The sequence below is a fragment of the Alistipes sp. cv1 genome (assembly GCF_900240235.1).
GTDB classification, from domain to species: Bacteria; Bacteroidota; Bacteroidia; order Bacteroidales; family Rikenellaceae; genus Alistipes_A; species Alistipes_A hominis.
Genome location: NZ_OEPW01000005.1, coordinates 206,132 through 231,530, shown reverse-complemented (window position 1 = coordinate 231,530; position 25,399 = coordinate 206,132). Strand labels below are relative to the sequence as shown.

At 47.4% G+C, this 25,399-nt stretch carries 25 protein-coding genes; all 25 read right to left on the bottom strand.

All coding sequences use genetic code 11. The features are described 5' to 3' along the window. Nucleotide 1 precedes the first annotated feature (1 nt). Entirely contained in the window at nucleotides 2-1,216 is a 1,215-nt protein-coding gene (locus tag C1A08_RS09625) for a lanthionine synthetase C family protein (RefSeq protein ID WP_101573038.1), read from the bottom strand. A gap of 1,477 nt (nucleotides 1,217-2,693) precedes the next feature. Beyond that, entirely contained in the window at nucleotides 2,694-2,870 is a 177-nt protein-coding gene (locus C1A08_RS13435) for a hypothetical protein (RefSeq protein WP_257937099.1), read from the bottom strand. A 38-nt stretch (nucleotides 2,871-2,908) separates the two neighbouring features. Further along, nucleotides 2,909-3,631 carry a hypothetical protein gene (locus C1A08_RS13430; protein ID WP_257937098.1) on the bottom strand — a complete coding sequence of 241 codons (723 nt, stop codon included), beginning with the start codon at nucleotides 3,629-3,631 and terminating at the stop codon, nucleotides 2,909-2,911. Between the two features lie 9 nt (nucleotides 3,632-3,640). Then, complete coding sequence (locus C1A08_RS13425) at nucleotides 3,641-3,901, bottom strand: transposase (protein WP_257937097.1); 261 nt, start codon at nucleotides 3,899-3,901, stop codon at nucleotides 3,641-3,643. A gap of 687 nt (nucleotides 3,902-4,588) precedes the next feature. Then, nucleotides 4,589-4,876, bottom strand: a complete 288-nt coding sequence (locus C1A08_RS09615) for a hypothetical protein (protein ID WP_101573036.1) — start codon at nucleotides 4,874-4,876, stop codon at nucleotides 4,589-4,591. Nucleotides 4,877-4,892: 16 nt separating this feature from the next. Next, the gene (locus C1A08_RS13555) at nucleotides 4,893-5,291 is read right to left on the bottom strand and encodes a class I SAM-dependent methyltransferase (RefSeq protein ID WP_373419260.1); all 399 of its coding nucleotides are present in this window, start codon (nucleotides 5,289-5,291) and stop codon (nucleotides 4,893-4,895) included. 83 nt (nucleotides 5,292-5,374) lie between these two features. Then, on the bottom strand, nucleotides 5,375-6,721 hold the full coding sequence (locus C1A08_RS09610; RefSeq protein WP_101573033.1) for a TolC family protein: 1,347 nt from the start codon (nucleotides 6,719-6,721) through the stop codon (nucleotides 5,375-5,377). A gap of 3 nt (nucleotides 6,722-6,724) precedes the next feature. Next, nucleotides 6,725-7,864 (bottom strand): lanthionine synthetase LanC family protein, encoded by a 1,140-nt coding sequence (locus tag C1A08_RS09605; RefSeq protein ID WP_101573032.1) that lies wholly within the window; start codon nucleotides 7,862-7,864, stop codon nucleotides 6,725-6,727. Further along, the gene (locus C1A08_RS09600) at nucleotides 7,857-9,935 is read right to left on the bottom strand and encodes a DUF5722 domain-containing protein (RefSeq protein WP_101573029.1); all 2,079 of its coding nucleotides are present in this window, start codon (nucleotides 9,933-9,935) and stop codon (nucleotides 7,857-7,859) included. Before C1A08_RS09600 ends, C1A08_RS09605 begins: the two co-directional genes overlap by 8 nt. Beyond that, nucleotides 9,932-10,912 (bottom strand): glycosyltransferase family 2 protein, encoded by a 981-nt coding sequence (locus tag C1A08_RS09595; protein WP_101573027.1) that lies wholly within the window; start codon nucleotides 10,910-10,912, stop codon nucleotides 9,932-9,934. Before C1A08_RS09595 ends, C1A08_RS09600 begins: the two co-directional genes overlap by 4 nt. Before the next feature lie 12 nt (nucleotides 10,913-10,924). After that, nucleotides 10,925-12,214 (bottom strand): HlyD family secretion protein, encoded by a 1,290-nt coding sequence (locus C1A08_RS09590; RefSeq protein ID WP_101573025.1) that lies wholly within the window; start codon nucleotides 12,212-12,214, stop codon nucleotides 10,925-10,927. Nucleotides 12,215-12,232: 18 nt separating this feature from the next. After that, nucleotides 12,233-14,446, bottom strand: coding sequence for a peptidase domain-containing ABC transporter (locus C1A08_RS09585; protein WP_101573023.1), 2,214 nt, complete (start codon nucleotides 14,444-14,446; stop codon nucleotides 12,233-12,235). 509 nt (nucleotides 14,447-14,955) lie between these two features. Further along, the gene (locus C1A08_RS09580) at nucleotides 14,956-15,744 is read right to left on the bottom strand and encodes a glycosyltransferase family 92 protein (RefSeq protein WP_101573021.1); all 789 of its coding nucleotides are present in this window, start codon (nucleotides 15,742-15,744) and stop codon (nucleotides 14,956-14,958) included. A gap of 128 nt (nucleotides 15,745-15,872) precedes the next feature. Further along, nucleotides 15,873-16,349 carry a TraQ conjugal transfer family protein gene (locus C1A08_RS09575; RefSeq protein ID WP_101573019.1) on the bottom strand — a complete coding sequence of 159 codons (477 nt, stop codon included), beginning with the start codon at nucleotides 16,347-16,349 and terminating at the stop codon, nucleotides 15,873-15,875. Nucleotides 16,350-16,360: 11 nt separating this feature from the next. Further along, on the bottom strand, nucleotides 16,361-16,948 hold the full coding sequence (locus tag C1A08_RS09570) for a conjugal transfer protein TraO (protein ID WP_101573017.1): 588 nt from the start codon (nucleotides 16,946-16,948) through the stop codon (nucleotides 16,361-16,363). A gap of 3 nt (nucleotides 16,949-16,951) precedes the next feature. Further along, nucleotides 16,952-17,845, bottom strand: coding sequence for a conjugative transposon protein TraN (gene traN / locus C1A08_RS09565; RefSeq protein WP_101573015.1), 894 nt, complete (start codon nucleotides 17,843-17,845; stop codon nucleotides 16,952-16,954). A 14-nt stretch (nucleotides 17,846-17,859) separates the two neighbouring features. Further along, nucleotides 17,860-19,128: a conjugative transposon protein TraM gene (traM, locus tag C1A08_RS09560; protein WP_101573013.1), complete on the bottom strand. Its 1,269-nt coding sequence runs from the start codon at nucleotides 19,126-19,128 to the stop codon at nucleotides 17,860-17,862. Between the two features lie 16 nt (nucleotides 19,129-19,144). Further along, on the bottom strand, nucleotides 19,145-19,366 hold the full coding sequence (locus tag C1A08_RS09555) for a hypothetical protein (protein WP_101573011.1): 222 nt from the start codon (nucleotides 19,364-19,366) through the stop codon (nucleotides 19,145-19,147). After that, entirely contained in the window at nucleotides 19,356-19,979 is a 624-nt protein-coding gene (gene traK / locus C1A08_RS09550; RefSeq protein WP_101573009.1) for a conjugative transposon protein TraK, read from the bottom strand. Before traK ends, C1A08_RS09555 begins: the two co-directional genes overlap by 11 nt. A 4-nt stretch (nucleotides 19,980-19,983) precedes the next feature. After that, on the bottom strand, nucleotides 19,984-21,033 hold the full coding sequence (gene traJ / locus C1A08_RS09545; protein WP_101573007.1) for a conjugative transposon protein TraJ: 1,050 nt from the start codon (nucleotides 21,031-21,033) through the stop codon (nucleotides 19,984-19,986). Between the two features lie 22 nt (nucleotides 21,034-21,055). Beyond that, on the bottom strand, nucleotides 21,056-21,694 hold the full coding sequence (locus tag C1A08_RS09540) for a DUF4141 domain-containing protein (RefSeq protein WP_101573006.1): 639 nt from the start codon (nucleotides 21,692-21,694) through the stop codon (nucleotides 21,056-21,058). A 2-nt stretch (nucleotides 21,695-21,696) separates the two neighbouring features. Continuing rightward, nucleotides 21,697-22,065, bottom strand: a complete 369-nt coding sequence (locus C1A08_RS09535) for a hypothetical protein (protein ID WP_101573004.1) — start codon at nucleotides 22,063-22,065, stop codon at nucleotides 21,697-21,699. Further along, complete coding sequence (locus tag C1A08_RS09530; RefSeq protein WP_101573002.1) at nucleotides 22,052-22,498, bottom strand: hypothetical protein; 447 nt, start codon at nucleotides 22,496-22,498, stop codon at nucleotides 22,052-22,054. Before C1A08_RS09530 ends, C1A08_RS09535 begins: the two co-directional genes overlap by 14 nt. 14 nt (nucleotides 22,499-22,512) lie before the next feature. Next, nucleotides 22,513-22,881, bottom strand: a complete 369-nt coding sequence (locus C1A08_RS09525) for a hypothetical protein (RefSeq protein ID WP_101573000.1) — start codon at nucleotides 22,879-22,881, stop codon at nucleotides 22,513-22,515. Continuing rightward, the gene (locus C1A08_RS09520) at nucleotides 22,878-25,388 is read right to left on the bottom strand and encodes a TraG family conjugative transposon ATPase (RefSeq protein ID WP_101572998.1); all 2,511 of its coding nucleotides are present in this window, start codon (nucleotides 25,386-25,388) and stop codon (nucleotides 22,878-22,880) included. The genes C1A08_RS09525 and C1A08_RS09520 overlap by 4 nt, the downstream gene beginning before the upstream one ends. Nucleotides 25,389-25,399: the final 11 nt, after the last annotated feature.

Sequence of the window (25,399 nt, the reverse complement as noted above, 5' to 3'; positions counted from 1 at the left end):
ATTATGATAACATTAGACATTCATCCCATTTTGGTTCAGACGAATCAATTGTGGCTAAAAGAGATAATCCTACACCAGAAACACCTGAAAGTAAACTGAAATTTGAAGTATAATGTCCAGAATGGATGAAAATATATCCCGCAAATTCATTAGGGTTATTTCCCATCTTTAATGTTTCTTTTAACCAATATAAAGCAGAATCCTTAAATGCCAAGATATTTGTTTTTTGATACATCCTATTGTAAATATGAGCCACCCCGGAAGTACCATGACAGAAACAGGCATCCATCACTTGGTCCAATTTATAATCTCTTCGACTACAACTTTTAATTAAAATATTTAAAGCAAATTCTTTCAATTTACTATCATTCAGAACCATTCCAGCTTTGTACAAAATAGGACTTATTCCTAAATCTCCATAACACCAGGCTAAACGACTTTCTGCATATCTATCCCCTTCGGCTGTTATCCATGTTGGAAAAACAGATCTGAATGTTGTGGGATTTGTGTTGTTATTGTAGAATAAAATAAGATCAGACAAAAGTCTTCTTGCAATTATTTCGTTTTTGTTAACTTTTACTAATTCAGTCAAGAATCCAGCAGTACTTGCCATCCCATGAGCTACGCCGAAATTGTAAACCAACGACGTTTCATATTTTTTTATAAATACATTTGACAGCCATTTTATACTTCCATCCGGATTGTGAATTATATTATTTTCTAACTCAGATAGCAGATTTTGAATACCAACATCTCCGCATTTGTTGTTTTGTGTGACAAAATAATACCCGATACCAAGAGCCCCATGTAGAAAGTCAAAGTTATTTTGCTTTACATGCATTAACATCAAGTGGTGATTTATTTTATCAATCTCAGTCAAGGTTTCATCGACATCGGATGATTCTATAATCCCCTCATTTGTAAAAAATCTAATTAACCAGCATATACCTGAATACCCATTACAATAAGCAGCAGTTTTACTGTGGAGGAAATCTTCTAACACCTCTTCACATTTTTTTTGCAGCATTAATAAATGTTCCTCTTTTTTTGTGAATCTGTAAAAATAATAAAGAAAGAGTATGCATCCGCCATATCCACCTAATAATCCTGAATTCTCCTCATCATAGTAATTTACAACAGTGTCGTATATTTCATAAATTTTATTTTTTACTGCATTGTATATATTTTCATCTTCTATTAGTGGTTTCCATTCCATCTTGATCAAACATTTAAGGTTTAAGACTAAAATATTCGGAAAATCTAAGCTTTAATTCTGTCAGATTTTGAAACTGTCAACCTATAAATTGAGGCTAAAATGTCACCTAATTTATAAAATATGGTCTGCAGAATTTTCATAAAAAAATCAGAAAATTAATCGCCGACTATTGCAAAGTAGCACACTCATTCGTGAACGGAGAAAGGTTGAACTCGACACGCGACGTATTCGCATGATCCGAGAGTGTGGAGCATTCATTCACTACAACGAAGACCCATGACAGACCTGCGGATTTTGGCTATAAAAAGTATTATCAGTCAAGTGTAACGAGAATGAATTTACAATAGACACAACCATATTAACGACATTAAGAACTTGTGGGGCTTTTCAAAGTCCTAGTTTATTTTATTCAAAAACTTTAAAAAGACATTTTATACCAACTTTTGACCAACAATTATAACGGGAGTATGTCAAATGATAGTAACACTTAATAATGACTACGCAACTTTCGACATACTCCCTTTTAAGAACTTAATTTAGGTAACTAATAGCATCTATAATTCGTAGTGCATAGTCCACAAGAATCCTGATGTCCTGGTTCTTGAGTGAAACAACCGTTCTGAAGTGTGTCGGTACATTCAATACATGAATTAATTAGATAACTAGCTATTGAAATAGTAGTAGTAGTTACCCATGAGGCTGGTTGAACATTACCCCCGAGGACATTCTTTTGATCACCTGCACTCAGATCGTTGAGTTTCAATTTTTCTAATTTCAACTTTTTCATAATCGCAGTTTCAAAATTATATTAGTAAAATAGGTAACAACATTTGCATAATTAGTTTCTTTATCTCTCTATAACAAGGAATTAATATTCTGAAAGTAATCGGCATTTGCTATAATATAGGGGTAGAGAGAAGCATTAGCAAATGCCTTATAATTCGAAGTCGTTTTTGCCTAATTTCCAAATACTTCTTATTAAAACAAATATTTTCGGTTTAGCAAAAACAATATATTCATAACACTTTACAGTGTTTACAATTTGCTTAGCGGCATATTTAGGCATAGCAGTGTTGCTTCTTTTGCTTTATATAATATATTTACAAATGTCAAAAACAAAAATAGTATATTTTTTCTTTTTTACAACTAAAAAGATGATATTTTGATATGATTGCAAAAAAAATATAAAAGATAGAATGAAAAGCTCAACTCTCTCTTAAAAGAAAGAAACTTGCAACTGGATACTGTTTCTATTTACACAAAATTTTGTACAGTGTTCTCGTATTTTAATTATTGCATTAATTAGGGACTGTCGTTTAATTCCGTCAATATGAGTCACCGGGCAGACTGTCCCTGTATTTTCCCGTTTGAACTCACCATTTTTTATGTCGTCGGCTTCGTTTTGGAGCCGATTTTTCATTTTCAGCCACAACTTGAGCCAATACTCCTGTAAAAGTTCCGCTCCACATGTGGAATATCAGGCTGCATAGACAATTTCTGCGACTTTCTTCCGGACAAGCTGGACTACGTTCGCCGTGTGGATGCCGAAGATGATGTACAGAATCTCGGTCAGCTTCGTCTTCGCCTTGATGCGTTTCAGGCCATAGTGTTCCTTCTGTGTTCCGAACGAGCCTTCCATCCTCGTTGCCCTCACCCTCGCCAGCTCATTGCGTATGATGTCGTTCTCTTTCTTCACGAAGGACGGACGGCTCCCGCTTCATGAACGAATTCTGTATCCCTCTCTCCCTGTAGTATTCCCTGTTGGTGTTGCCGGCATAGCCTGCATCTACACCGACTTTCTTCGCATCCACACCGAAGAGCCCCCGGTGCATCTTCAGGCAGCGCGGCACTCGTCCCCTCATTGAAGGCGTTGAATGACAGCTTCTCGATGAAGGAGAGCCCGTCAACCAGGATGTTGTTGCACTTCGCGCCGAACTCTACGCTCTTCACTTCCTTGCCTCTCACGATAGGTCTCACATAGGGCTTGCTGATGCTCACTATCCTGTCTTTAACACTCTCACGCGGGTCGTCGTTCTCGAAGTGGTTTTTCTTCTGGCGGTACATCCTCGTGATGATTTCAATGTCACTCTTCTGTCTGGATGTCAACAACTCCTCCATCCCTGCGTTCTCCCTCTCCATCCTGCGTCTCTCCTTCAGTATCTTCCCCAGAAGGTTAAGCAGGCGTCTGGTCAGCTTCCTGGTCTGAACCTGCGTATGCCTGCGCTGCTTCCTGTACGACAGGTTTGCCTTCTCCACGTCCAAATACTTCGTCCTCGGACGGTGAAGATTCAGCTTTGCACTCAGAGCGCACATTATCACATATGCCTTCTCTATCCCTTCACTCAGAAGCTTCGGATCCGTAGTTTCGCTCTCGTAGCAGGTCGCATCAGTATACATCGTGTCAAGGTCATTCATGTACGGCTTTCAGGCGTTCGCCAGTATCTCCTGCTGCTGTTGGATCTTCAGCCCGCAGGCAAGTTCCGAAAACACATCCTCCAGAAGCTTGTAGTTCGTCAGAGGATGCATCGGGTCTATCCTCACATCGCAGAACATCTGGTAGTGGATGTTCCCGTTCAGCTGCTCCATCAGTTTCGGACTGCTCAGTCCGGTGTACATCTTCAGGAACATCAGCGCCACCTTCCCCTCCGGCGTGAAGTATGCTCTGCGTCCTCGCTTCGGTCTCATGCTCTTCCTTGTCAGACCGAAATTCTTCTCCGCTATCTCATGCAAGGGGAGCTTCCGCCTGATCCTTCCAAGTTCACTCTTCCCGAATGTCTGTCTATACAGATCATAAAAATCAAACTCCGTAAACGGAAGATCGGGTGATATTTCTGAGAAATTTTGTACCTTAGCCATGCAGATTTATTTTTGCGATACCTCCAAAAACAGTTTTTCCAAGGCAGCTGGAGGTGTCCTTTTTACCTCTAATTAAGATGCGAATTTATCATTATATTATCAATCAAATCCCTTAGAAAGTTTTCGCCTTTTTAATGTCTATCCTTAATTGATAAATATTCATGATATATGTCTATATATACTATATTTTATGGAATAATTCAAAAAACATCCAACCCTAGCGATATATCCAGAATTTATTTAAATAGTCCTATTGATTTGTTCAATTTCACAAAGTAAATAATTGACAACTTTGTTAAAATTATAACTTTGTAATCTACGAATACGGATGGCAATTTTATCCATATCTTTTAAAATACTTTTATTCGTGCATTGAATCCAGCCATTTAAAATCCGCCAATTTATTTTTCGCTCAATCTTTACGTAAGTCCTAGGATATATTTCTTGGGAATACTATCTATAATAGTATTGAATAATTCGTCTGCAACATTTTTCCAATATTGATTATTAACTACTTTATTCAATCGATACTAAAGAGTCCCCTATTTTGCCATTAGCCAATCCAAAATCAGTCAATACATCCAAGTTACGAAGCAAAACATTCGTAATTTTTTGCAATCGTTCCGGATAAAACAATATGGTTCGGTCTAAAACTTCAGCAACATTAGATATTTGCGTCCAATTGTAAATATGCATAAACTCATTCCTATGCAATATGAAATAAGCATAATCCATATCAAGATGTTCCGGTACTACAAAGTCTGTATCTTCCATATATTCAATAATCCCCACACCCCAATCCACATCAATTATTTTTACGTCACATGGTGTGTATAGTGTATATTTTACAATGGAACGCCAAACCGTTCCAACCCAGTCCCCCGTCGGATTCTCTTCCGATTGGGATTGCGGAGTTGTCGGGAGACAATCGTGTACAATGACCGCTCCCACCCGGATTCAAATGTTTCAAAGCATTGGATATATCCCGGTCTACCTGATTTTCGAGATGCAACCCATCGATAAATATCACATCGTATTTTTTCTGAGGATAGGCCGAAAAAAACTGATCCGAAGTCATCCGGTAGGTCAGAAAAGGAAGATACTCTTTTAACTTTTCCTGTGTCCAGTCTGTACAATACCTACTGTCCAAATCATACGGATCGACCGATTCTTTTTCCGCGCATCGAACCTTCTGAAAATGGACAGCCGGGTTATCCATTCCGATTTCAAGATAGGAAGTATAACGACGGGCTTTTATCAGATAATTGATTATATCTAAGCGTATTGCCAAAGCCTTATCAATTAATTGTTTGCAAATCTTTCTTGTGCGTAAAAATCTAAAATCTCACAATTGAATATAACTTCATATTTTGCCTGTATCATATCGGATTCGGATTTTTCCATCTTGGTTTTGGCATTATTATAATCCAGAACGGTAGACCGTCCGACTTTCATTTTTTCATTTTCATATCGGAACGATTCCGAAGCGGCTTTGTAGGACTCTTGTGCGGACAAATATTTTTGATAGGCATTTTCTGCATTCTGTAAGGCGATTTCGATCTCTTTACGCAACGCCATTTTAGTTTCATCCAAGACCGCCTCCTGAAGCTTGATATTGATACGAGAGGCCCGAATCTGATTCCGTGTTGCCAGTCCGTTGAATATCGGTACGGAAAGATTTATACCCACATACTCACTTCCGTTATTTTTAAGTTGTTGCCGGAATGCTGCGTTATTATACCCTGTAACAAACGAATAGTAATAACTGTTACTATAACCTCCGGATAAAGATACCGATGGATATCTGGCCGCTTGGGCAATACGAAGGTTATGCCAACTGCTTTGAAGGTTTAACGATGCGGAGCGAATTTCAGGACGATCGTCTATTCGTGAGAACAGCAAAGTCGTATCGTATGACCGTAAGCTATGCAGTGCGGTTTTTAACAGTTCATCGCCGGATGGTTCTGCAACATCGAAACCCGCCGAAGATTTTCTGTTTAATGCTTGGCTTAACTCCAGAAGAGCCATCGATAGATTGTTATTGTTCTGAGTCTGGTTCAATTTATCCTGCGCCCATGAAGCCTTGCTTTCCAACAATTCCGACTCCAGCATTTTCCCGTTATCTACGAATAGCTGACTTCTGTTCACCTGCAAGCGGCTCAGTTCGACCTGGGAAGCAGCTATTCGAACCAACTCCTTGTATTGGAGAACTTGCAGGTAGTAAGCCGTAATATTCAATATTACATCGTTCTTTGCTTTCTGAAGATCTTCCAATGTCGCCTCGAAACCGGCTGCCAGACTTTTGATCTGGTGTTTTATACGCATTCCGTTGAAAATTGTCATGCTTCCTGAAATGCTCCCGCTCGTAGACATTTGGTTATTATCTTGATATGTCCCGTCACGGGAAGGTCCCCGTCCGAAATAGTTCGTATGCCCTAAACTTCCGGAAACGGATGGCAAACGGCTGTTTTTAGCCGTATTAAGGTCCAATTCGGATAGTTGGCTGTTGAATTCGGCCTTTTTGATAGACACGTTATTTTGCAAAGCATAATCGATACATTGCTGAAGCGACCATTTTTCCTGTGCAAGACATTTTATACACAGGAAAAAAAGTCCGATGCAAACAATTATTTTTCTTATGATGAACATAGTCTATGTCAATAATAACGATTCATCCCAAGCGGATTCTTTTTCGGAAACCGCCGACAGAAGCGTCAAGCCGATTCCGGCCAGACCGCCCAGCAATCCATAATGCACTCCATACACGCCATTGATTCCCGTGTACCATAACCTATAACCCGTCTTTTTGTCCGTATAATTCGCATGACTTAATCCCCGATGCAAAAAATCGGACGATAACTTCCGGAATTCCGAACATCCAGACAACCGATATATTCGATTAAACAGATGACCGAGACTGAAATTGCCTCCGTACAATCCGGCTTCCAGATATTCATGATCGTGCTCAAGATGCAATTTCCCGTATTGTGCCCATTGTTCCAGAGCCCTATCCCTTGTTTCAGGAATGTGTAAAAGGCTCCATAGTACGCCGGCTTCCGACTGGCTCCAACCGGGAAGTGTATTCGACGTGTTTTTCAGTGAGATAGCCTGACATTTCAACTGATTTCCGAGATTATCCGCAAGCTCTGCTATATAATCCATATCCGGATATTTCAGCCGTATTTTCCGAACCAGCAAATAAAGTCCCGACAAGCCGGATGGGATGCTATAATCCTGAATGTTATTCAATTTACCGAGCGTCATTCTTTTATACAGTTCCGCAATGAATCTATTTAAGTATTCACGGGGGAATCTTTCATTGCGGTTCATGCAATACAGTGCGATACCAGCAGCACCTTGCAGCAGATCGTAACGATCTTCCTGTATATCGTAAATCATTCGACGGAAAATTTTCGGATCTACACTTCCCATTACATCGAAAAGATCCGCTTCAATCATGGGATACCGAATCATATAATCGAGCATCCATCCTATACCGCCTAGCCCGTCGGCTAAACAGGCATTGCATTCCTGAGGATCGTTTATATACAGAATTTTTTTATGGATATTGTCGATTTTTTGAAAATACTTATCAGTGACTTTTGCATAACACTCCTCGTCGTCCAGTTCAAAACAGCGATGAAATAAGAACAACTGAATGCCGGCTTCGCCGTACATCAAAAACGGATCACAATCCCGATCAAATCTCATTAGTACGAGAGCTATCTCGTCTATCTTTTGCCAAATATTTTTTTGATTTGCTTCGGTAAATATCGGTTGCTTGTTATTCATCAGATGTCCGTTTTAATGTTTTGTTTACAGAATGCACGATCTCCTTCCACGACGAAATCCCAATTATTCTTTTGGCAAATTCGAAAGTCTGCGGTTCATTTTCTGTCCCGGCATCGCGAAAGACTACCCATGAAGGTTTTGTGCCGAACGGATCTTCGGGGTCATCAGAATATTTTCTCAGTCCGGTTTTCAACCCACCTTCAAAATGAGCATCGATCCAACTATGCGCGAGGTAGGCATCGATTCCGTCGCAAACCTCCATTTTTTTCCATGCATAAGCCAATCCTGCGGCTTGTTCCTGTAATGCCTCATCTGTATAGTCCATTGAATTGGGATTCTGTTCCGACAATAACAATGTCCGTTTTTTCCCTTCATAAGTAGAAGCCGTATGCTTGATCCAATCATCCAGTACTTCCAGATTTTTAAATGTGACATAAGACGTATCGAGTGAATAAGTAGCCTTTTTATCGAGCCAAGACTTGGGATCGAGTAAACTTTCCGGATAAGGGTGAATCGCTACTCCCCATTTAAAATCTCCTTCTGCTTTACAGTAAGCCATTAATGTATCCATGACTTCGGCGGCCGGATAACAGTGCGGTTCGGTATATTCTTGATTCCAACAATGATCCAGCGATATGAAGACTTCTGCGTCCGCATCGTATTTCCGTGCCGTATAGTAGACCATCCGCATGGACTTGACGTAGATATCCATAAATTCGACAAGTGTCTTGTTGCCGGCATTCGTCCATACGCTTCCGGAGTTGACTTCATTATGTACGATCCATCTATGAATTCGACCGTATTTACCGTCCGGGCGATTGTAACGAGCCGCTAAAAAATCTAAAGCAGCGGCATACAAATTAACTGAGTCAATATTAGTCAAATTCGGCATGGTATAAGCTCCGCAACGCTTGTATTCCGGATATTCCAGCAGGCGTCCTACCTGAAGGTCGCGGCTCCATAGTTCCGGATAAACTAAAATAACGGCCGATACGTCAATACTGTGTTCGGCAGCGCAGCGGATCGTTTTGTCATATTTTTCAATTTTTCGTTTATCGGCATAATATGTCTTACCATTATATTCGAACGGAATACGGTCGAGGCCGGCAGTAAGGTGCAAAAAGTTATTGAGTCGGATATTGAATGAAATATAGGATATTCCGAGATCTTTCAAATCCGCATATAAATGGTTGTATTTAAAATCGCCCAGCCCTTTTTTCGTCTTGGGAATGAGTGGCGGGAAATGGTGTCCTGTACGAGTCTTCGTTGTGTAACGACCGTACGAACATAGATAAAGTTCGTTGTTGCTGCGATAAGCCAAAAACCAACGGGAATATATACGATCGTAAAGTGTTCCGTCATATTTTGTAATACGAGGAACCGACACTTCGAAGCGCCCATTTTCGGGACAGAGCACGGTGATCTCTGTCATATTATGCACTGCCACGTCTTTGAAAATAGGTAATTCGCATAAACAAACGGTCAAAGATGGATTTGAAACGATCTGCCCCTGTACCCTGATCTCTTTTTCATCCGTTTCTATTCGGTCGATCTCATTAGGAAAAACAGAATCGTATAAATAGCTTTCTTTGCAGATAATGTTCTGCTGCGATAAACGTTTTTTGTAGTCTTCTTTTATAGCGGCTTTTTCCTGCTCATCGGACGTTCTGGAACGCAACCGGATATTCTTGATTTGAAACAAAACGGCCTCCGAAGCTATGACCGGAGCTACGATCAATTGTAGAACGGCATGAGAAGTTAATGCGTATTGCAGCAATAAGTCCTTGTAATCAGATAAGTCGATTGAAAAAGAACGCCATTTCTGAGTTACATCGATATTGCGGACTATTATTAATTCTTTCGATTCTGTATAAATCCCGATATGAGAGATAAAAGAAGAACATTTATAATCGAAAGTTAATACGCACCGATCTGCGGACCATTGTTTCTTTTTAAGCTGTAAAGGCAAATAGCATATGTCCGCCAGAAAAAACTCATATGCATGACGTCCTATCCGTTTTAACGGCATATACGTATGTTGGCTGATTATTTTTAATGCTGACGAATTCATATCATTCTTTTTGAGATGATTGACAATGTTTTTAACGATCGGAGTTTGTTCCACATCCGTAAAAATACGGTTCTGACATCCCACCAGAATACGGCTGACGTATCCGTATAATATTTTTTATAATGTCCGGAAACATACATTCGGACAATTCTAAGCAATGCCCATGGAGAGCGCAAGGTCCAAAAACGCCGGTAAATAAAACGCAGGCGTTTACGGGTATTTTCGTCATTTTTTTCTATCAGGGCGTCATGCCACATCATAATGTTTGAGGTGTGCTCCCATTTCTCTCCGGGATGTCTGATCGCCATTTTTAAACCGATGGTTTGTTTTCCATGCTGCCGGTATTTGATTAAACATTGGGCGATGTATCCTATTTTATTCCGGAAAGCGGATGCCATAGCGATCATTTCGTCATGAGCGACAATATTGGATAAAGGAATGCAATACGGCATCATGGACGCACGTAGTGCACATGTAGCCCCAGTTACGCGGCAGTATATACTTAACATTTCGAGTTCATATCCTCTGTCAAACAGATCGAGGGTTTCTTTATCCAATCCCAACACATCGAAAAGCGTTTGATTATAACTCGGTATTCCTGCGGCGTTGACAAGTGCGGCATTGGTAAAGACGAACTCCTTATCCGGATTGCTGTTAAAATAGCCGATAATGGTTTCGACTTTCGTTGGCAGCCAAATGTCGTCCTGATCCGATAAAAAGATAATATCGCCTGAACAACGGCAAATAGCCTGTTCGAAATTCTTTCGAAAACCGTGATTCCATGTATTTATGTGTAAACGGATCGGCAAATCGTATTGTCGAATCAAATTCTCGATTATTTCAACGGTGTCATCCTCTGAACAATCGTCACAAATAACGATTTCATCGATCCGTAATGTTTGGTTTCGGATAGACATCAGTTGCTCCCGAATATATTTTTCTCCGTTATATGTGCACATGGCAACAGACAGACGCATAAACAGACCGTATTAATGGTTTTTAAATAAAGATTCTATGGGTTGAACGAAGCGTTCGATCAAACGGGTGTCTTTCGTGATAATTTCTGCCGTTCCATCCATTTGCTGAATAAAACGGAATTTATTTTTATAGCTGGATACCATCCCCTGAGGAAATGCGACTTCGCCTATATAACCTATTTCCGTTTGATTGATCGTTTCCGGGACGGAAGATATGGAAATCAAACGTCCTTTCAGCAAGCCGTACTCCATATACGGAAACCCGTTCAGTTTGACATTGACCTGTTGCCCGACTTCGACTTTACCGAGTCCTGAGGATGGAATGGTTATTCTCCCGATAATTTGCGTAGAATCTTCGGGTACGATCGTTGCCAAGCGATCTCCGGTGATAATATTTTGATTTTCGGCCCAATATTTTGTAAATGTGATTTTCCCTGCGATTGGAGTCTCCAATATATATTTATCTTTCCATAATTTGATTTGGGCCAACAACTGAGCACGTTGTTCGTCGAACTGTAACTGGAATTCGTTCTGCTCGTTGTCATATTGGATGGTTAAATCCGTCAATTGTTTTTCCTGACTCAGAATATTCGTTTTTGTTGAAATAATGGAATTTTGCTGGGATGTAACGGATAGTTCTTTTTGAAGCAATTTCTGAACGCTCGCATCGTAATCAGCCTCCGTCAATGCATGTGAATGAAATAATACGGAATCCCGCTTTTGATTGTTTCGTTCGAACCGGAGGTCTCTTTGAAGAATCGCCAACTGTTTTTCCTGTGCTCGTAAGCCCGCATACAGCATTTTTATTTGTTGCTCGATCTGAATTTTTTGTTGAGGGATCGCTCCTGTTTGCGAATAATGGTTATAAGATTTACAGATCTTTTCCAACGTTGCATAATAGGGTTGTAATTCTCCCAATTGATTTGTTTCATTTTTGAAATACGCATTCCCTGTAACCAAAGAAAACAAGGAATCTGACAATATCCTTTCCAATTGAAGGACAGATCGATAATCGGCCGTATTGAACAATACCGCGATCAATTCATTCGGCAGAACGGACTGACCGTTCTCAACCAATATATGTTCCACCTTTCCGGTAGAGCGAGCGATCAATTCGGTCGGAGGATTCGTCGTGGTCAGTACGATAGAAGATGTGACGACTTCCGGATATTTAAAAAAATAAGCGACGCCAAGTAGTACAATAAATATAGCAAAAATCACAGATAGTCCCCATCGGACGACCCATCCGGGAATACGCCCCATGATTTCCTGCACTTCGTCGCTGTATATAGGTCTCGGCATAATCGGTCCTCTCGTTTGTTAATTCCCTAATTCCAGCTGGTCTTTTACCAGATTAAAATAAGCGCCCTTATGGGCTATCAGTTCCGTATGATTGCCTTGCTCGACGATTTTCCCTTTCTCCAACACAACGATCGTATCTGCATTTTTTACCGTGCTTAAACGATGGGCGACGACGACGACGGTTCTATCTTTAAAAAACAGTTTCATATTATCCATAATCGTTTTCTCATTGTTGGCATCCAACGAATTGGTCGCTTCATCGAAAAATATATATGCGGGGTCTTTATAAACTGCGCGAGCTATCAGGATGCGTTGCTTTTGGCCTGTACTTAAACCTTGTCCGTCTGCCCCGATTTTGGTGTCGTACCTCAAAGGCAGACTTTCCACATAATCTTCAATATTGGCTGTTTTTACTGCATTCTGAACTTTTTCCAGGTCCGGGATTTCATCAACGACTCCAATATTGCATTCTAAAGAATCGGAAAAAATATAGCCTTCCTGCATAACGACACCGCAGTTCCGTCTCCACTTCGAATCGCTGTATCGTTTGATCGGAATACCGTTCAAGGTGATTTCGCCTTCGATCGGTTGGTAAAAACCTAACATCAATTTTAACAGAGTCGTTTTCCCGCTGCCGCTTATCCCTACGATCGCAGTCACTTTATTTGCTTGTATAGTCAGATTGATACCGTCCAATACTTTTTCTGAATGAGGACCTTCGTACTGGAACATCACGTCTTTCAATACGATATCCTTGTGTGCTGGGATATCCTGTATTTTATCCTCCTCGGCAGGTTCCTCGTCATCCATGTCGTTGATCTCGTTCAATCGTTCCGTACTGATTTTTGCATCCTGCGCCTCCTGAATGAATCCGATAAACTGAGAAATGGGACCGTTCAACTGCCCCAATATGTATTGCATGGCCATCATCATACCTAACGTCATGTTTCCGTCAACTACCGCTTTGGCAGCCAAAAACGAAACGAAAACATTTTTTGTCTGGTCGATGAATAATCCTCCGACCTGCTGGGTTTGTCCTAAAGTCATCGATTGAATGGATATTTTATAAAGTTTAGCCTGAATCCGTTCCCATTCCCAACGCTTTTGCTTTTCGCAGTTGTTGAGTTTGATCTCCTGCATTCCATTGATCATCTGCACGATACTGCTTTGATTGTCCGCCGCCTGCTGGAAACGTTTATAGTCCAGTTTCCTGCGCTGTTTCAAAAAGACCAAAACCCAGCATGCATACAACAGGCTGCCGGCAAGAAATATAGCCAATATGCCGGCATGATAGCTCGCCATGATAATGGAATATATGACGAAGGTGAAAGCAGAGAAGACCATGCTGATCAAGGTTCCGGTTAAAAAAGATTGAATACGGCTATTGTCCCCTATACGTTGCATGATATCTCCCAACATCTTCACATCGAAGAACGAGATAGGCAATCGCATGAGTTTGCTTAAAAAATCGGAAATGAATGCAATACTTATCCGGGTCGTGATATGAAGGGACAACCAGCTTTGAATTAGACTGTTTGCTGTTTGGCCGAAAGTCAGTACGACCTGAGCGATCAAAGCCGCGATAATGAAATTCAGGTTGCTGTTGTTGATACCGAAATCGACGACGGATTGCGTGATAAAAGGGAAAATCAGGCTGATGACACTGCCTGTCAGCATGGCTAAAAATAGCTGAAAAATAAAACGCCTGTAAGGTCGTAAATAACCAAGCAAATACTTTAATCGGAGTCCCGGTTCTTTCTCCTCCTCGTTATTATAGAATTTGGGAGTCGGTTCAAATAACAAAGCCGTTCCCTGTTTTTGGGAACCTTCTTTCGACTCAGTGGAATACCAGCATTTTAGAAATTCTTCTCGGCGATAAACAAGATTACTTTGTGCAGGATCGGATACATAAATTAACTCTTCGTTGTTCCTCCATTTTTTCTTTTTAATGTCATACACAACAACGAAATGCTGCTGATTCCAATGGACCACACAAGGTAAAGGAACTTCATCGCGCAATTGTTCCCATGTAATCTTAACGCCTTTCGTTCTAAAACCTAACGATTCCGCCGCATCGCTTATTCCCAGCATGGATACTCCGGCACGGGTAATGTGACACTTGGCACGTAACGACCTCAATGAATAACTTTTGCCATAGAATTTGGCAATCATCCTAAGACATGTAGGGCCACAATCCATTGTATCCAATTGTAGAAAGTGTGGGAATTTCATTATTTAAATTATTTAAAATAAATTCATTGTAATTATATTTATATTTTTGCACGTTACCACCTTTAAAATTAAGGGTTTTATGATAAAATGCAAAATCTGAGAACTTTTTTTATGCTTTATATAAAGCCAAATAAAACATATTAGGTGCGAGCATACTTTTATCGACATTTTCCCACACAAATTGATACAATTGTTGCGTCGGAAATATCAATTGCTCTATATGCTTACTTATTTGGGAAATATGTCCTTGAAGAGTTAAAATCTATTATCAATCACCTCAGCAGATGAGATTGTTATTTGCAATGATGATTCGATGTTTAATTTATTCGACAAAACAGGATAAATACCGAAAAGAGATGGGTTTGGAACCTTTATCCGAATATCTGGATTACATGACCCAAAAACAACAGAAAACCATTGAAAAATAGTATTCGTTGTTCGTACAGTTGCTGTCCGCTTTATAAGGCGAACGGAACTCTTAAACCGATAAAATCGTTAAATCAGAGTAATTATCGACCGATCGCTCGGATTTTATCTTGATACTGCTGCTCGACTTGCCGTTTTAAATGCAGCATCTGGGGATTGAAATGCCAGAAGTCTTCGACTTTCCGGCGGTTGAAGTTGGAGTCCGCGATTCCCCGCTTCACCTTGTCGAGCCACTCTTCGAAGCTTTTGGTCTGATAGTGGTTTATCTGGGCGATCTCGTTCGAGAACTCGCTGAAGGCTCCGGGAACGTGCCGGTGCTTTTCGTTTACCGCATAATAGTCATCACTGTATAAGGCGTAATGCGACGAAACGACAATACCGACTCCTACGGGTTGGACAATGCTTTTCACATGGCGGTTCGCAGGGAAGTCGTAGGGCAGCGGTTCCGTATAATTCTGCATGACCGGTCCTTCGGGTTTTTCGATATGGCCGTTGGCCGTATGGATCACCCAGTTCAGACAGACTCCCGCATATTCGTCGTAATCGGCCAGAAAAGCGTGGATGTCCCGATGCTTTTTCAGGACGATAAACTCGTCTATGTCGATGTATGCGATCCAATCGGCCCGGTCGTGCATATTGAAAAGGCAATGAGAATAGGCTTTTACCTGCGGGGTATTGGTTATCGGACAGTCGATAACCTCTACGACTCCTTTCCGGACATACGCTTCGAGGGTTTGTTTGGCAGGGATCACGCTGTTGTTGTCGTACAGGACGAAATGCTCGACCCCGATGCCGAGGTGATGCTCCGCCCATTCGACCAGATAGGGCGTTTCGTCTTTCAGGATGGCGCAGATGATAATATGGTATTTCATTTTGAATGGGATTGTTTATACACCCTAAATATAACGATAAAATATTAAAATACAAAGAACTAAATATTTAAAGCAATAATGGCGGAAGAAAATTCTTCTGCCATTCGACAGTTTCCCTGCGCTTGCTTTTATTCCGTCTGCTGTTCTTTCCGCCCGACGTCGAAACTTACGGTCAGTTCGGTCTGCTGTCCGAAATTGTCCCGGACGATGAACCGTATCTCGGCGTTTTTGTCCGACAGGCTGCGATACCACAGGGTGAACACCTGCCGCATCGGATCGCTCCGGTCGATCCCGGCCATATCGTCCAGCGCATGGAGCTCGCGGTTTACCAGCAGCGTTCCCTCGTCGTCCGTCACTTCGCCTTTGCCTTTCATCTGGATGTACCCGATGTAATACTCCGCATCGTGGAAATCCCCCTCCCTTGTCAGTGTCAGGCGGATCTCCACGTTTTCCCCTTCGGCGATTTCTTCGGGCAGATGCCACGAGGTCAGCCGGAAGGGATAAGCCTGCTTCACGTCGATTTTATCGTTGCAGGCCCAAAGCGCCAGCGCGGTCAGCAAGACCGTACAGCCGGCCGCTATCGTCTTTACCATAACGGTTTCCATTTTTTTCGTTTCTAATGAATCATAATCCTCAGCCCCGCGCCCAGCAGCGTATGAAAGCGGGCGACGGACGATCCGCCCGTTACCCGCTCTCTTAGCGTCAGCAACAGCGCCACCCGGTCGCACAGATACGCTTCGCCTCTCAGGGCGATCTCCCCGCTGTAGACGAAACCGTTTCCGCTGACCAACGTAGCCCCGTCATAGAGCTGCTTCCCGCTCCGGTTGACCGTCTCGTACCCCAACAGCCCGGAGAGCCCCGCCGTTACCAGAAAGTTGTCCCGGCGGTCACGCGCAACGGGAACGAAGTATCCTGTCCCAGCCGTAAACTGTTCTTTGGGCAGCATCGCTTCCCGGTACGGGTAGTCCTTTCTCAGATACCCGGCTCCGAACTCCCAGTAACGGGTTTTCCGGACATAGCGGACTACCGACAGTTCCGCATGAAAGCTCCACGCTCCGTATCCGTCACGCAGCAGGAAACCGCCGCAAGCGCCCCCGCCGAGCTGAACGCCCGTCTGTCCGGGCAGACACCGCTGTGCGGATAGTTCGGTCGCCGGCCCCAACAGTCCTGCTGCGGCCAGCAGAATAAAAATTCTCCTTCGCATCGCCTATTCGATTTTCAGTTCATCCATCTCACGCGCTCCGACCAGACGGCCGTTTTCGATCTCGAAGCGCAGGTGACGTCCGCCGCCCCGCTCGTAAACCTCCATGACCAGCACCTTATCGTCCGGAATCGTAAACTTGCGGAACACGAATACGTTCCTTACCATAGCCTCCGCATCCACGCGCGTGATCTCGTCGAATACCCGTACCGGGTTCACGAAGGTCTCCTGCACGGCCGTCCGGCGTGCCGTTTTCCGGTCGCAGACCTTAAAGCGTATGTAGTCGATGTCGAAAGCCACCTTCGAACGGTTCCGCATCAGCACGTGCAGATAGAACAGATCGCCGTGCACGTAGACTCCGCGCAGCAGTACCTCCATTCCGAAACGCTTGCTGCCGACGCTTCGGATATCCCAGGCGTTCCGCCTGAGAATCGTGTACATGATCCGGTTGACCGTAAGGGGCGTCTCCCCGGATAATTCATCGAGACGTATATACATTTGCCGATTTGCAAAATCCGAGTAGGGATCTTTGTGCAGCCAGTCCTCCATCTCGATGTTGAGTCGGGAGGGATTCTCGGAATAGACCGCCGTGAAAGAGTAGAAGCATCCGTCGGCCGTGATGACCGAGAAGTTCGTCTCTCCCTCGAAGCCCTGTTTCGCGGCTTTGACGCGCACGACGTTCCGCGCCCCGTCCGCCTTGTCCGCGATCAGGTCGAGACTCCCCAGATCGACATAGACCGCCTCCGAGGGGAAAAGGATGTGGAGCGTTTTGCTGAAAGCGACCTCCACCCGGCAGGGCTCCACGACCTGCCGCTGTGAAAACGTGCGGACGGTATCCTGTGCCCGTACTTCCGTACAGAAGAGGAGCGCCAGCGCCGCTGCAAACGATAGATGTTTCATAATATCGATTCGGTTTACTGTTCGGAAATCAGAAGAACGCCGTACCCGGCTTTGACCGATACCTTCGCTTCCCGCATCTTCGAGGCGAGGTACTGCGATCCGCCGCTCATTACGCCGCGCACGACGTCCATTGCGACCTGCTGTCCCGCGCTGCGGGCGAAGGATATGCTCGTGCCCAGACCGGCCCCGATACTGGCGGCTCCCTCCTTGAGCGCCGTGCGTTCCGCCGTATTGGGGATATAGAGCCCGGCCTGCCCGTCCGTATCGTAGGCCGTAAGAGCGACCGGAATGATGCTGCCCCCGTATTCGATCGAGGTGACGACGACCGACAGGCGCTGCCCGTCGATCCTTCCTGCGGCATAAAGTACCGTGTTTTCCGGCACTTCCGTTTCGCCGGCCATCAGGGGTTCGAGCAGCCGCAGTTTCAGCCGCGCATTCCCGTTTACGGTCTGGTCCTCGGCGATGCAGGCCCGAATGGCGTTCGCAGGCAAGGCGTCCGAAGCGCCTACCGGGGTGTGGAATCCGGAATTACGCGGCGGGGTGTTCTCTGCGGCGGCTGCGGAATCCTCCGAAGGACGGGCCAGCGTCGATACGATCCGACTCGGGGGACGCCGCACTTTCGTGACCGGAACCCGGTCGCCTCTTGCCGCCGGCATTTCCGTCCGCGCCTTTTCGGGCGTCTCGAAATACTTCGTGGCCAAAGCGTACTGCCTTTCGACCAGTTCCATCGGATCGGGGCGGGCAAGGCTCTCGGCGGCCTCTTTCGCGGCCAACTCTCCGCGCAGCCGTTCGAGCTCCCGCTCCAGATCTGCGGTGCGCGGCGCCGGAGCCGGATCGCTGTAAAACGATTCGATCTGCCGGGCCATCTCCCGATGGGCGTCCTGCGAACGGTCGATACCGCCCGCAGGCAGCGACGTCGTTATCCGTAACGCGCTGTCCGGTTCGGGAAGCGATACCGCCTCTCCGAGAGACTGTATCTTATTCCCGGCGAGCGCCTCGGCTTCCACCTTTTCGGCGGCTTTCTGCCGGCTGGCTTCGATCCGCTGCACCTTCCCGTCCGGAATCGTCGTATTGATCCCGCCCGTGCCGGGTTCCTCCCCGGCGTCCGTGCCTCCGAAGATCAGGTACATGAAAGCGCAAAAGGGAATGAGCATCAGCAGGGCGGCCACGGCGGTTCTCTTTTGCGCCTGCCGCTGCGGATCGGTGCGCTTTCGCTCTTTATTTTCCGTCCCGGCCGTCTGCGTGCGGCTCTCGGGACGTTCTTCCGTTTTCTCGTTCATCATTCGATATTTTCAAAGGTTATCTTACCGTTTCGATTGCCGTGCCCATAGAAGGAGTCCCGGCCTCCGGCTCCGTTCCGCCCAAGAGCATGGACAGGCAGAGTCCGGCCAATACGAGTATCATCGCTGCGGCTGCGGCCGTACGTTTCCGGGGCGAAAGCTCTTCGAGCAGGGAGGCGCACTTTCCTATGGCATGATCCCGAAGCGCACGCGGCACTTTCATCCATTCTTTAGCGGTCATAGGTGCGGAGGTCTTTGTTTTCGACGACCGTCAGGTTTCCGATCAGGAATCCCTGCGGATTGGCGTCCGAACGCACGGCGTCGATCAGCGTACAAGTAGTTACGAGCGACCGTTCGGTAACGGTGCTCTCGCGCACGATCTTCTGCGTGGCATAGGCGCGGGCCCGGTAGGGATACGCATTCATGTCGCACACTACGCTGTCTACCTGCGTGGTCTGGAGAATGCCTCCCGCGATCAGGCGGTTGAAATAGCCTTTCTCCATCAGTACCTTGTAGTAGTTCATCGCGCTGCGGTCGGCCATCAGCAGGGCGCGGTTGACATTGCCTTCGATCGCCGACTTTTCGGGACCGTAGGTGAAGAAAAGCTCGTGAAAGCGGCGCACATGCTCGCGGGCTTCGACGGGCCGGTTTTGCCGGAGATCCTGCGAAAGGGCCAGCATCAGGCTCTTGCCCTGATCCAGCACGTAGATCTTCTCGCGCTGGGCCTCGGCATAGCGGTACGACATCCATACGGCGCAAAGGGTTACGGCCGCGCACAGCGCGAGGAAGACCAGCGTGAACAGGCGGATCTGCCGGAACCCGGTTTCGATGTTTTTCAGACTTTTGAATTCCATAAATTTAAGATTTTCGGGAAGCGGCGGACGGGGGCTTGGCCGTCATGGATTTCCACAGATGAGCCGTCTTGCCCCATGCGTATCCGGCGGTTCCCGTAACGAGGTTCTTGGCTTTCATGCCGGCGGCGTTGAGCTTGCGGTTGTAGGCTCCGAAGCCGGAAGCCTGTACGACCCATCCCGCCACCGAAGGAATGGTGAAGTAGCCGATGATCCCCACGACCATGAACAGAATGTAGATCGAGTTGTTGGAGTCCACGAAATAGAAAGGATCGACGAGCATACGGTCCATGTCCTGTTGCAGCGAAAGCGTCTGGATACGGGCCAGCACCGCGCCGAAAATATCGGCGACGGGCAGCCAGAGATATACGCTGACGTACTTGGCGAACCAGTGTACCAGCGAGTCCCGGAAGCCGTCGAAGACCGATACGGCGAACACCAGCGGTCCGAGAATCGAAAGCACGATCAGGTAGAACGTCCGGATAATATCGACGATGACCGACGCGATCTCGAACAGTTGTTCGAGCAGCCAGCGGAATGCGCTTACGCATAGCGAGCGCAGGCTGAAAGAGGCGCGTTCTTCGTACATATTCTCCATCGCGTTCAGGTCTTCGGGAGACCATCCCAGTTCTCCGATCTGCCGGTCGAACTCCTCGTCGGAGACGTAATAGGCCGTAGAGGGATTTCGCGCGAGGCTTTCCCGTTCCAGATCGTCCTTTTGCCGCTGGTATCGCCGCATGTCGAGCGTGCGGTCGGTCAGCAACTGGTGCGCTCCCGTCACGACGGGGCTGAGTATTCCGTTCAGTCCGCCCAGCACGAGCGGCTGAAAGAGCATGATGCACAGCCCCAGCGCGAAGGGCCTCAGCAGCGGAAAAAGGTCGATGGCTTCGCCCCGGGCCATCGACTGCCAGACGCGGTAGGAGATGTAGAGCAGAGCGCCGAGTCCGGCGATCGCCGAGGCGATGCGGGTCATGTGACCGCACAGAGGCATCATATCGTCGTAAAGCATCCGCAACAAGGCATGCATATTGTCGGGAATCGAAAGCGGTAAAAGCATATCCGTTCGTTATCAAGCGTTCTTACCAATACTTTTCTCCTTCGCTGCCTCCGTAAAGGGCCATGATACGCTCCGTATTATCCTTTTTGCGCGAGCGCAGCAGGGATACCGAGATGTTTTTGCGCGTATAGTAGGCCGTGAGGCTCCGGCAGCGCAGCAGCCCGGCATGAACCCGTTCGATGACGTCGAGGCGGTCCTTGTCGGTCATACTCATCTCCGTTGGATTGACAATCTCCTTCAGATCCTGCAAGGCATGGGTGCTCTCCTGCAACAGCCGGGTGTATCCGTAGGCGATCGCCGAAAGTTCCTTCTGCGAAAAGTTATCGTCGGAGAGCATCCGTCGGTAGCCGTCCATGTAGATGTCTGATATCTCACCGACCAGCAGAACGCACTGCTGTGCCTTGCGGGCGTTTTTGACCAGGTTGCTGACGCTTTTGAGTTTGTCGTAATATTGCTTGCTCTGTTGGTAAATGCGGGCGGTCTCCTCGAAGTTCTTAAGCATCGTGGCCGCCGTAGAGGAGGTCTCGACCATCTCGTTGGTCGAGTTGATGATGCTCTGCACCAGATTAGACGGGTCGAATACGGTCCATTGGGCGCTCGCCTTCGTGCCGCACAGCAGAACGAAAAGGCAGAGGAGCACGCGTTCGGTTCTCTTTTTCATGGTTATCCGTTTTGTCGTTTGAATGTGCCGTATCCCTCGATCTGCATCCGGTCTTCGTCCCGGTCGAGCAGCAGGGCGCTTTCACGAAAGTCGTCTAAGAAGAGGTTTCCTTCGGCGTCCTGCATGATTTCGATACTTCGCGTACGCCGATGTCCATTGAGCGGATTGCCGCTGCGCCTCACCCAGTAAAAACGGCCCTGCTGTTCGCATACCTGACTCACGGAACCCTCTTCGGTCTGTTTCCACACGCCGCACAGGGCCTCCCGATCGGAGGCTTCCATTCGCACGAACTCGTGCCGGGGAGTGCTCAACATACTGAGCATCGAGTCGATGGCATGAAGGATCTGGCCGTATTTCTTAGATTTCGTCATAGGAGAATCGGTTAAAATCGGTTTCACATGCCGCGCGGCGCAATACCTCGTCCTCGGCTTCGAACAGGCCGAGCGTACCGGCTCTCAGCAGCCCGGTGTGGGAATCGTAACAGAACTGTTCGCTGCCCGGGGAACCGTCGTCGGCGAGCACTGTCAGACGGCCGCGCCGGAAGACGACGTATAGCTCCCGCTCGATCTGCTTGTAACAGCGCGAGGTGTCGCACAGCAGGGCCGTATAGCCCGCCCCCTGCTTGCGGATCAACAGACCGCGGTTGCCCTCGCGGGCGATCCAACTGCCGCAGATCCGGTCGTTCTGCGTCTCGTCGCACAGGGAAGCCGCCGTATCGACGAACAAATTTCCGAAGTCTATGCCCCGACGCATCAGGGCCAACAGTCCGGGAAACTCCCCGGCTTCGTTTTTTCTTTTTGCCATGGATTATAAGGGTTTTAAGGGTTCGTTTCGAGAGACAGGCGACGGTAACTGCCGCCGGGAATCATCAGCAGCGCATCCTTGCGGGGCGTAGTGAACAGATCGACGCGCCGGCCCGAGGCGTTTCGATAACCGATACAGCCCCGGTAGAAAAGTTCGTGACACGCTTCCCGGATACGGCCGCGTCCGTCGAGGCGTTTTACGACGATCAGGTGCTTGCGTCCGTACCGCTCGATCCGGAGGGTGGAACGGTTATCCGCGGCGATCCATACCCCGCATACCGCATCGAGGCGTTCGGTCTTCCGGTATTCCCGCACGAGGAACACGACGGCCGCTGCAAACGCGCACAGGCAGAGCGCATAGAGAGTTATACGAACGGTTCTCATAGCGGATCGGATTTCATTCGGCGTTTTCGGGCCAACTGACGGATCGCAGCCTCCAGATTGCCGTCCAGCTTTTCGGCCAAAGCGAACACCTCGGCCTTTTCGCTCTCTTCAGTGGTGTAACATAAGTATTCTTCGTCCGAGACCTCGGTGGCATAGACGGCCGACTGTACGCCTCCCAATCCGATCCACACCTCCTTGTAGTGTCGGGAAGGGTCGTTCGAAAGGTTGATCGAGAGTATTTGCGCCTTCTCCTTCTCCGTCAGGCCCAGCAAGGTCTGAATCTGATCGAATTTGTTGATGTATTTGCGCTGGTCCAGCAGGATCTTGCAGTCGGCGTTGTTGATGATCGTCTCCTTGACGATGGGCGACGAGATGATGTCGTCCACTTCCTGCGTAACGATGACCGCCTCGCCGAAATACTTACGGACGGTTTTATAGAGGTAGCGAATATACTCGCTCATATTGGCCGAGGTGAGGGCTTTCCAGCACTCTTCGATCAGAATCACCTTACGCACGCCTTTGAGCCTCCGCATCTTGCCGATATAAGTTTCCATGATGATGATCGTCACGATCGGAAGCAGGATTTTGTGATCTTTGATATTATCCAACTCGAAGACGATGAATCGTTTATGAAGCAAATCCAGCTCCTTGTCCGAGTTGAGCAGGTAGTCGTACTCTCCGCCTTCGTAGTAAGGTTCGAGCACCGTCAGGAAGTTGTCGATGTCGAAATCCTTTTCCCGGACGTTTTTCTGGCGCAGCAGGCGGCGGTAGTCCCGTCCTACGAATCGGTAGAAACCGTTGAAGGAGGGCTTGTGTTCGGGGTGTCGGCCGATATGCTCCAGATAGAGGTTTACGGCATTCGACAGCGCGACTTCTTCGGAACGCGACGGCGGTTCGTCGTCCCGTTTCCACAGGGTCAGGATCAGCGTTTTGACCGACTCCCGTTTCTCGATGTCGAACAGGCCGTCGGCCGTATAGAACGGGTTGAAGGTAATCGGTTCGGCGTCCGTGTAAGTGAAATACACCCCGTCCTCGCCCCGGGTCTTGCTGCGGATCAGCTCGCAGAGTCCCTTGTAGGAGTTTCCCGTATCCACCAGCACGATATGAGCGCCCTGTTCCCAATATTGCCGGATCATGTGGTTCGTAAAGAAGCTCTTGCCCGAACCGGACGGGCCCAGAACGAATTTGTTGCGGTTGGTAATGGTGCCTCTTCGCATCGGTTCGTCCGAAATGTCCAGATGTACGGGTACGCCCGTAAGACGGTCTACCATTTTGATCCCGAAAGGCGAGGGCGAACTGCGGTAGTTCGTTTCGGCCGTAAAGAAGCAGAGGGCCTGTTCGAGAAAGGTGTGGAACGATTCTTCGGCTGGGAAATCCGCCTCGTTGCCCGGAATCGCAGCCCAAAACAGCGTAGGCACGTCCACCGTATTGTGATGCGGCGTACAGCCCATCAGGGCGAGCTGGGCCCCGACCTCGTTGCGGATGCGCTTGAGTTCCTCCGCACTTTCCGACCACGACAGCACATTGCAATGACAGCGTACCGGGAGCAGGCTCTCGTCGTGCGCCTCGTTCAGAAAGGCGTCGATCCACTCCTTGTTGAGCGCATTGGCCCGGCTGTAACGCGACAGGGAGTTCATGTTGCGGGCCGTCCGCTCGAAACGGCGGAGGGTCTCGTCCGCATCGTCCAGAAACACGAACTGGTTATAGATATGATTGCATCCGAGCAGCAGTCCTACCGGTGCGGCGAACGAGAGCCGGCAGTCCGACCGGTCGGTGGAAAGCCGCTCGTAACGGGCGTCCGTTTCAACGCTTTGAGGCAGATCGTCCAGATCGCTCAGCGTATGCAGGCAGAGGCGTTTGTCGCCCACGTGCATCTCTCCCGGATCGAGGCGCATATCTTCGAGTACAGCCCGCGGGCTCCGGCTCAGGGCCAGGTAGCGGCCGAGAAGGCCCGTACACTGCGGAGTTCCTGCGATCTCGTCGGTCGTGAGACGCTCCAGACGGAACAGGCCGCTCTCGTTCAGAATACCGACGGCCTGACTTACGGCATCAAGAAAACGGGTTACGGCTTCCGGGTCGCGGACCTCTTTGGGAACGAGGAATCCCCGGCAGAGCGTCGAGAAGTCGCTCCGGGTACGCATCCGCTCGCGCGTGGTCTTCGTAACGAACAGATAGCAATCGTGGTGCAGATAGGGACGTTCGAAAAAGTGCCGTTCGAAGCTGCGCGAAAGAAAGCTCTCTTGCGTCTCATTCGCTTCGGGGCGGTAACGCTCCCCGATGAACCAATCCTGCTTGTGCACGACGGTGTGCGGCGGCAGAATCTTCAGCGCCTTGACCCAGCAGGAGTGCATCGCCTCGTATTCGGCGGACGTGACCGTAAAGAGCTCCGGGAGCGTTACCCGAAAGGCGACCGTAACGTCGGCCTCCTTGCTGAGGATGCACCCTTGCTCGACGGAGAGGATCGGGAATTTGCTCTCCAATGTTGCGGTTTTCAGTATGCTTCGCATCGTAAGTCCGG

Excerpts from the sequence above, each read along its gene's own strand:
- C1A08_RS09625 (WP_101573038.1), bottom strand. The coding sequence starts at position 1,216 with ATGGAATGGAAACCACTAATAGAAGATGAAAATATATACAATGCAGTA.
- C1A08_RS13430 (WP_257937098.1), bottom strand. The coding sequence starts at position 3,631 with ATGAATGACCTTGACACGATGTATACTGATGCGACCTGCTACGAGAGC.
- C1A08_RS13425 (WP_257937097.1), bottom strand. The coding sequence starts at position 3,901 with ATGAGACCGAAGCGAGGACGCAGAGCATACTTCACGCCGGAGGGGAAG.
- C1A08_RS13555 (WP_373419260.1), bottom strand. The coding sequence starts at position 5,291 with ATGGATAACCCGGCTGTCCATTTTCAGAAGGTTCGATGCGCGGAAAAA.
- C1A08_RS09610 (WP_101573033.1), bottom strand. The coding sequence starts at position 6,721 with ATGTTCATCATAAGAAAAATAATTGTTTGCATCGGACTTTTTTTCCTG.
- C1A08_RS09605 (WP_101573032.1), bottom strand. The coding sequence starts at position 7,864 with ATGAATAACAAGCAACCGATATTTACCGAAGCAAATCAAAAAAATATT.
- C1A08_RS09600 (WP_101573029.1), bottom strand. The coding sequence starts at position 9,935 with ATGAATTCGTCAGCATTAAAAATAATCAGCCAACATACGTATATGCCG.
- C1A08_RS09595 (WP_101573027.1), bottom strand. The coding sequence starts at position 10,912 with ATGCGTCTGTCTGTTGCCATGTGCACATATAACGGAGAAAAATATATT.
- C1A08_RS09590 (WP_101573025.1), bottom strand. The coding sequence starts at position 12,214 with ATGCCGAGACCTATATACAGCGACGAAGTGCAGGAAATCATGGGGCGT.
- C1A08_RS09585 (WP_101573023.1), bottom strand. The coding sequence starts at position 14,446 with ATGAAATTCCCACACTTTCTACAATTGGATACAATGGATTGTGGCCCT.
- C1A08_RS09580 (WP_101573021.1), bottom strand. The coding sequence starts at position 15,744 with ATGAAATACCATATTATCATCTGCGCCATCCTGAAAGACGAAACGCCC.
- C1A08_RS09575 (WP_101573019.1), bottom strand. The coding sequence starts at position 16,349 with ATGGAAACCGTTATGGTAAAGACGATAGCGGCCGGCTGTACGGTCTTG.
- C1A08_RS09570 (WP_101573017.1), bottom strand. The coding sequence starts at position 16,948 with ATGCGAAGGAGAATTTTTATTCTGCTGGCCGCAGCAGGACTGTTGGGG.
- traN (WP_101573015.1), bottom strand. The coding sequence starts at position 17,845 with ATGAAACATCTATCGTTTGCAGCGGCGCTGGCGCTCCTCTTCTGTACG.
- traM (WP_101573013.1), bottom strand. The coding sequence starts at position 19,128 with ATGATGAACGAGAAAACGGAAGAACGTCCCGAGAGCCGCACGCAGACG.
- C1A08_RS09555 (WP_101573011.1), bottom strand. The coding sequence starts at position 19,366 with ATGACCGCTAAAGAATGGATGAAAGTGCCGCGTGCGCTTCGGGATCAT.
- traK (WP_101573009.1), bottom strand. The coding sequence starts at position 19,979 with ATGGAATTCAAAAGTCTGAAAAACATCGAAACCGGGTTCCGGCAGATC.
- traJ (WP_101573007.1), bottom strand. The coding sequence starts at position 21,033 with ATGCTTTTACCGCTTTCGATTCCCGACAATATGCATGCCTTGTTGCGG.
- C1A08_RS09540 (WP_101573006.1), bottom strand. The coding sequence starts at position 21,694 with ATGAAAAAGAGAACCGAACGCGTGCTCCTCTGCCTTTTCGTTCTGCTG.
- C1A08_RS09535 (WP_101573004.1), bottom strand. The coding sequence starts at position 22,065 with ATGACGAAATCTAAGAAATACGGCCAGATCCTTCATGCCATCGACTCG.
- C1A08_RS09530 (WP_101573002.1), bottom strand. The coding sequence starts at position 22,498 with ATGGCAAAAAGAAAAAACGAAGCCGGGGAGTTTCCCGGACTGTTGGCC.
- C1A08_RS09525 (WP_101573000.1), bottom strand. The coding sequence starts at position 22,881 with ATGAGAACCGTTCGTATAACTCTCTATGCGCTCTGCCTGTGCGCGTTT.
- C1A08_RS09520 (WP_101572998.1), bottom strand. The coding sequence starts at position 25,388 with ATGCGAAGCATACTGAAAACCGCAACATTGGAGAGCAAATTCCCGATC.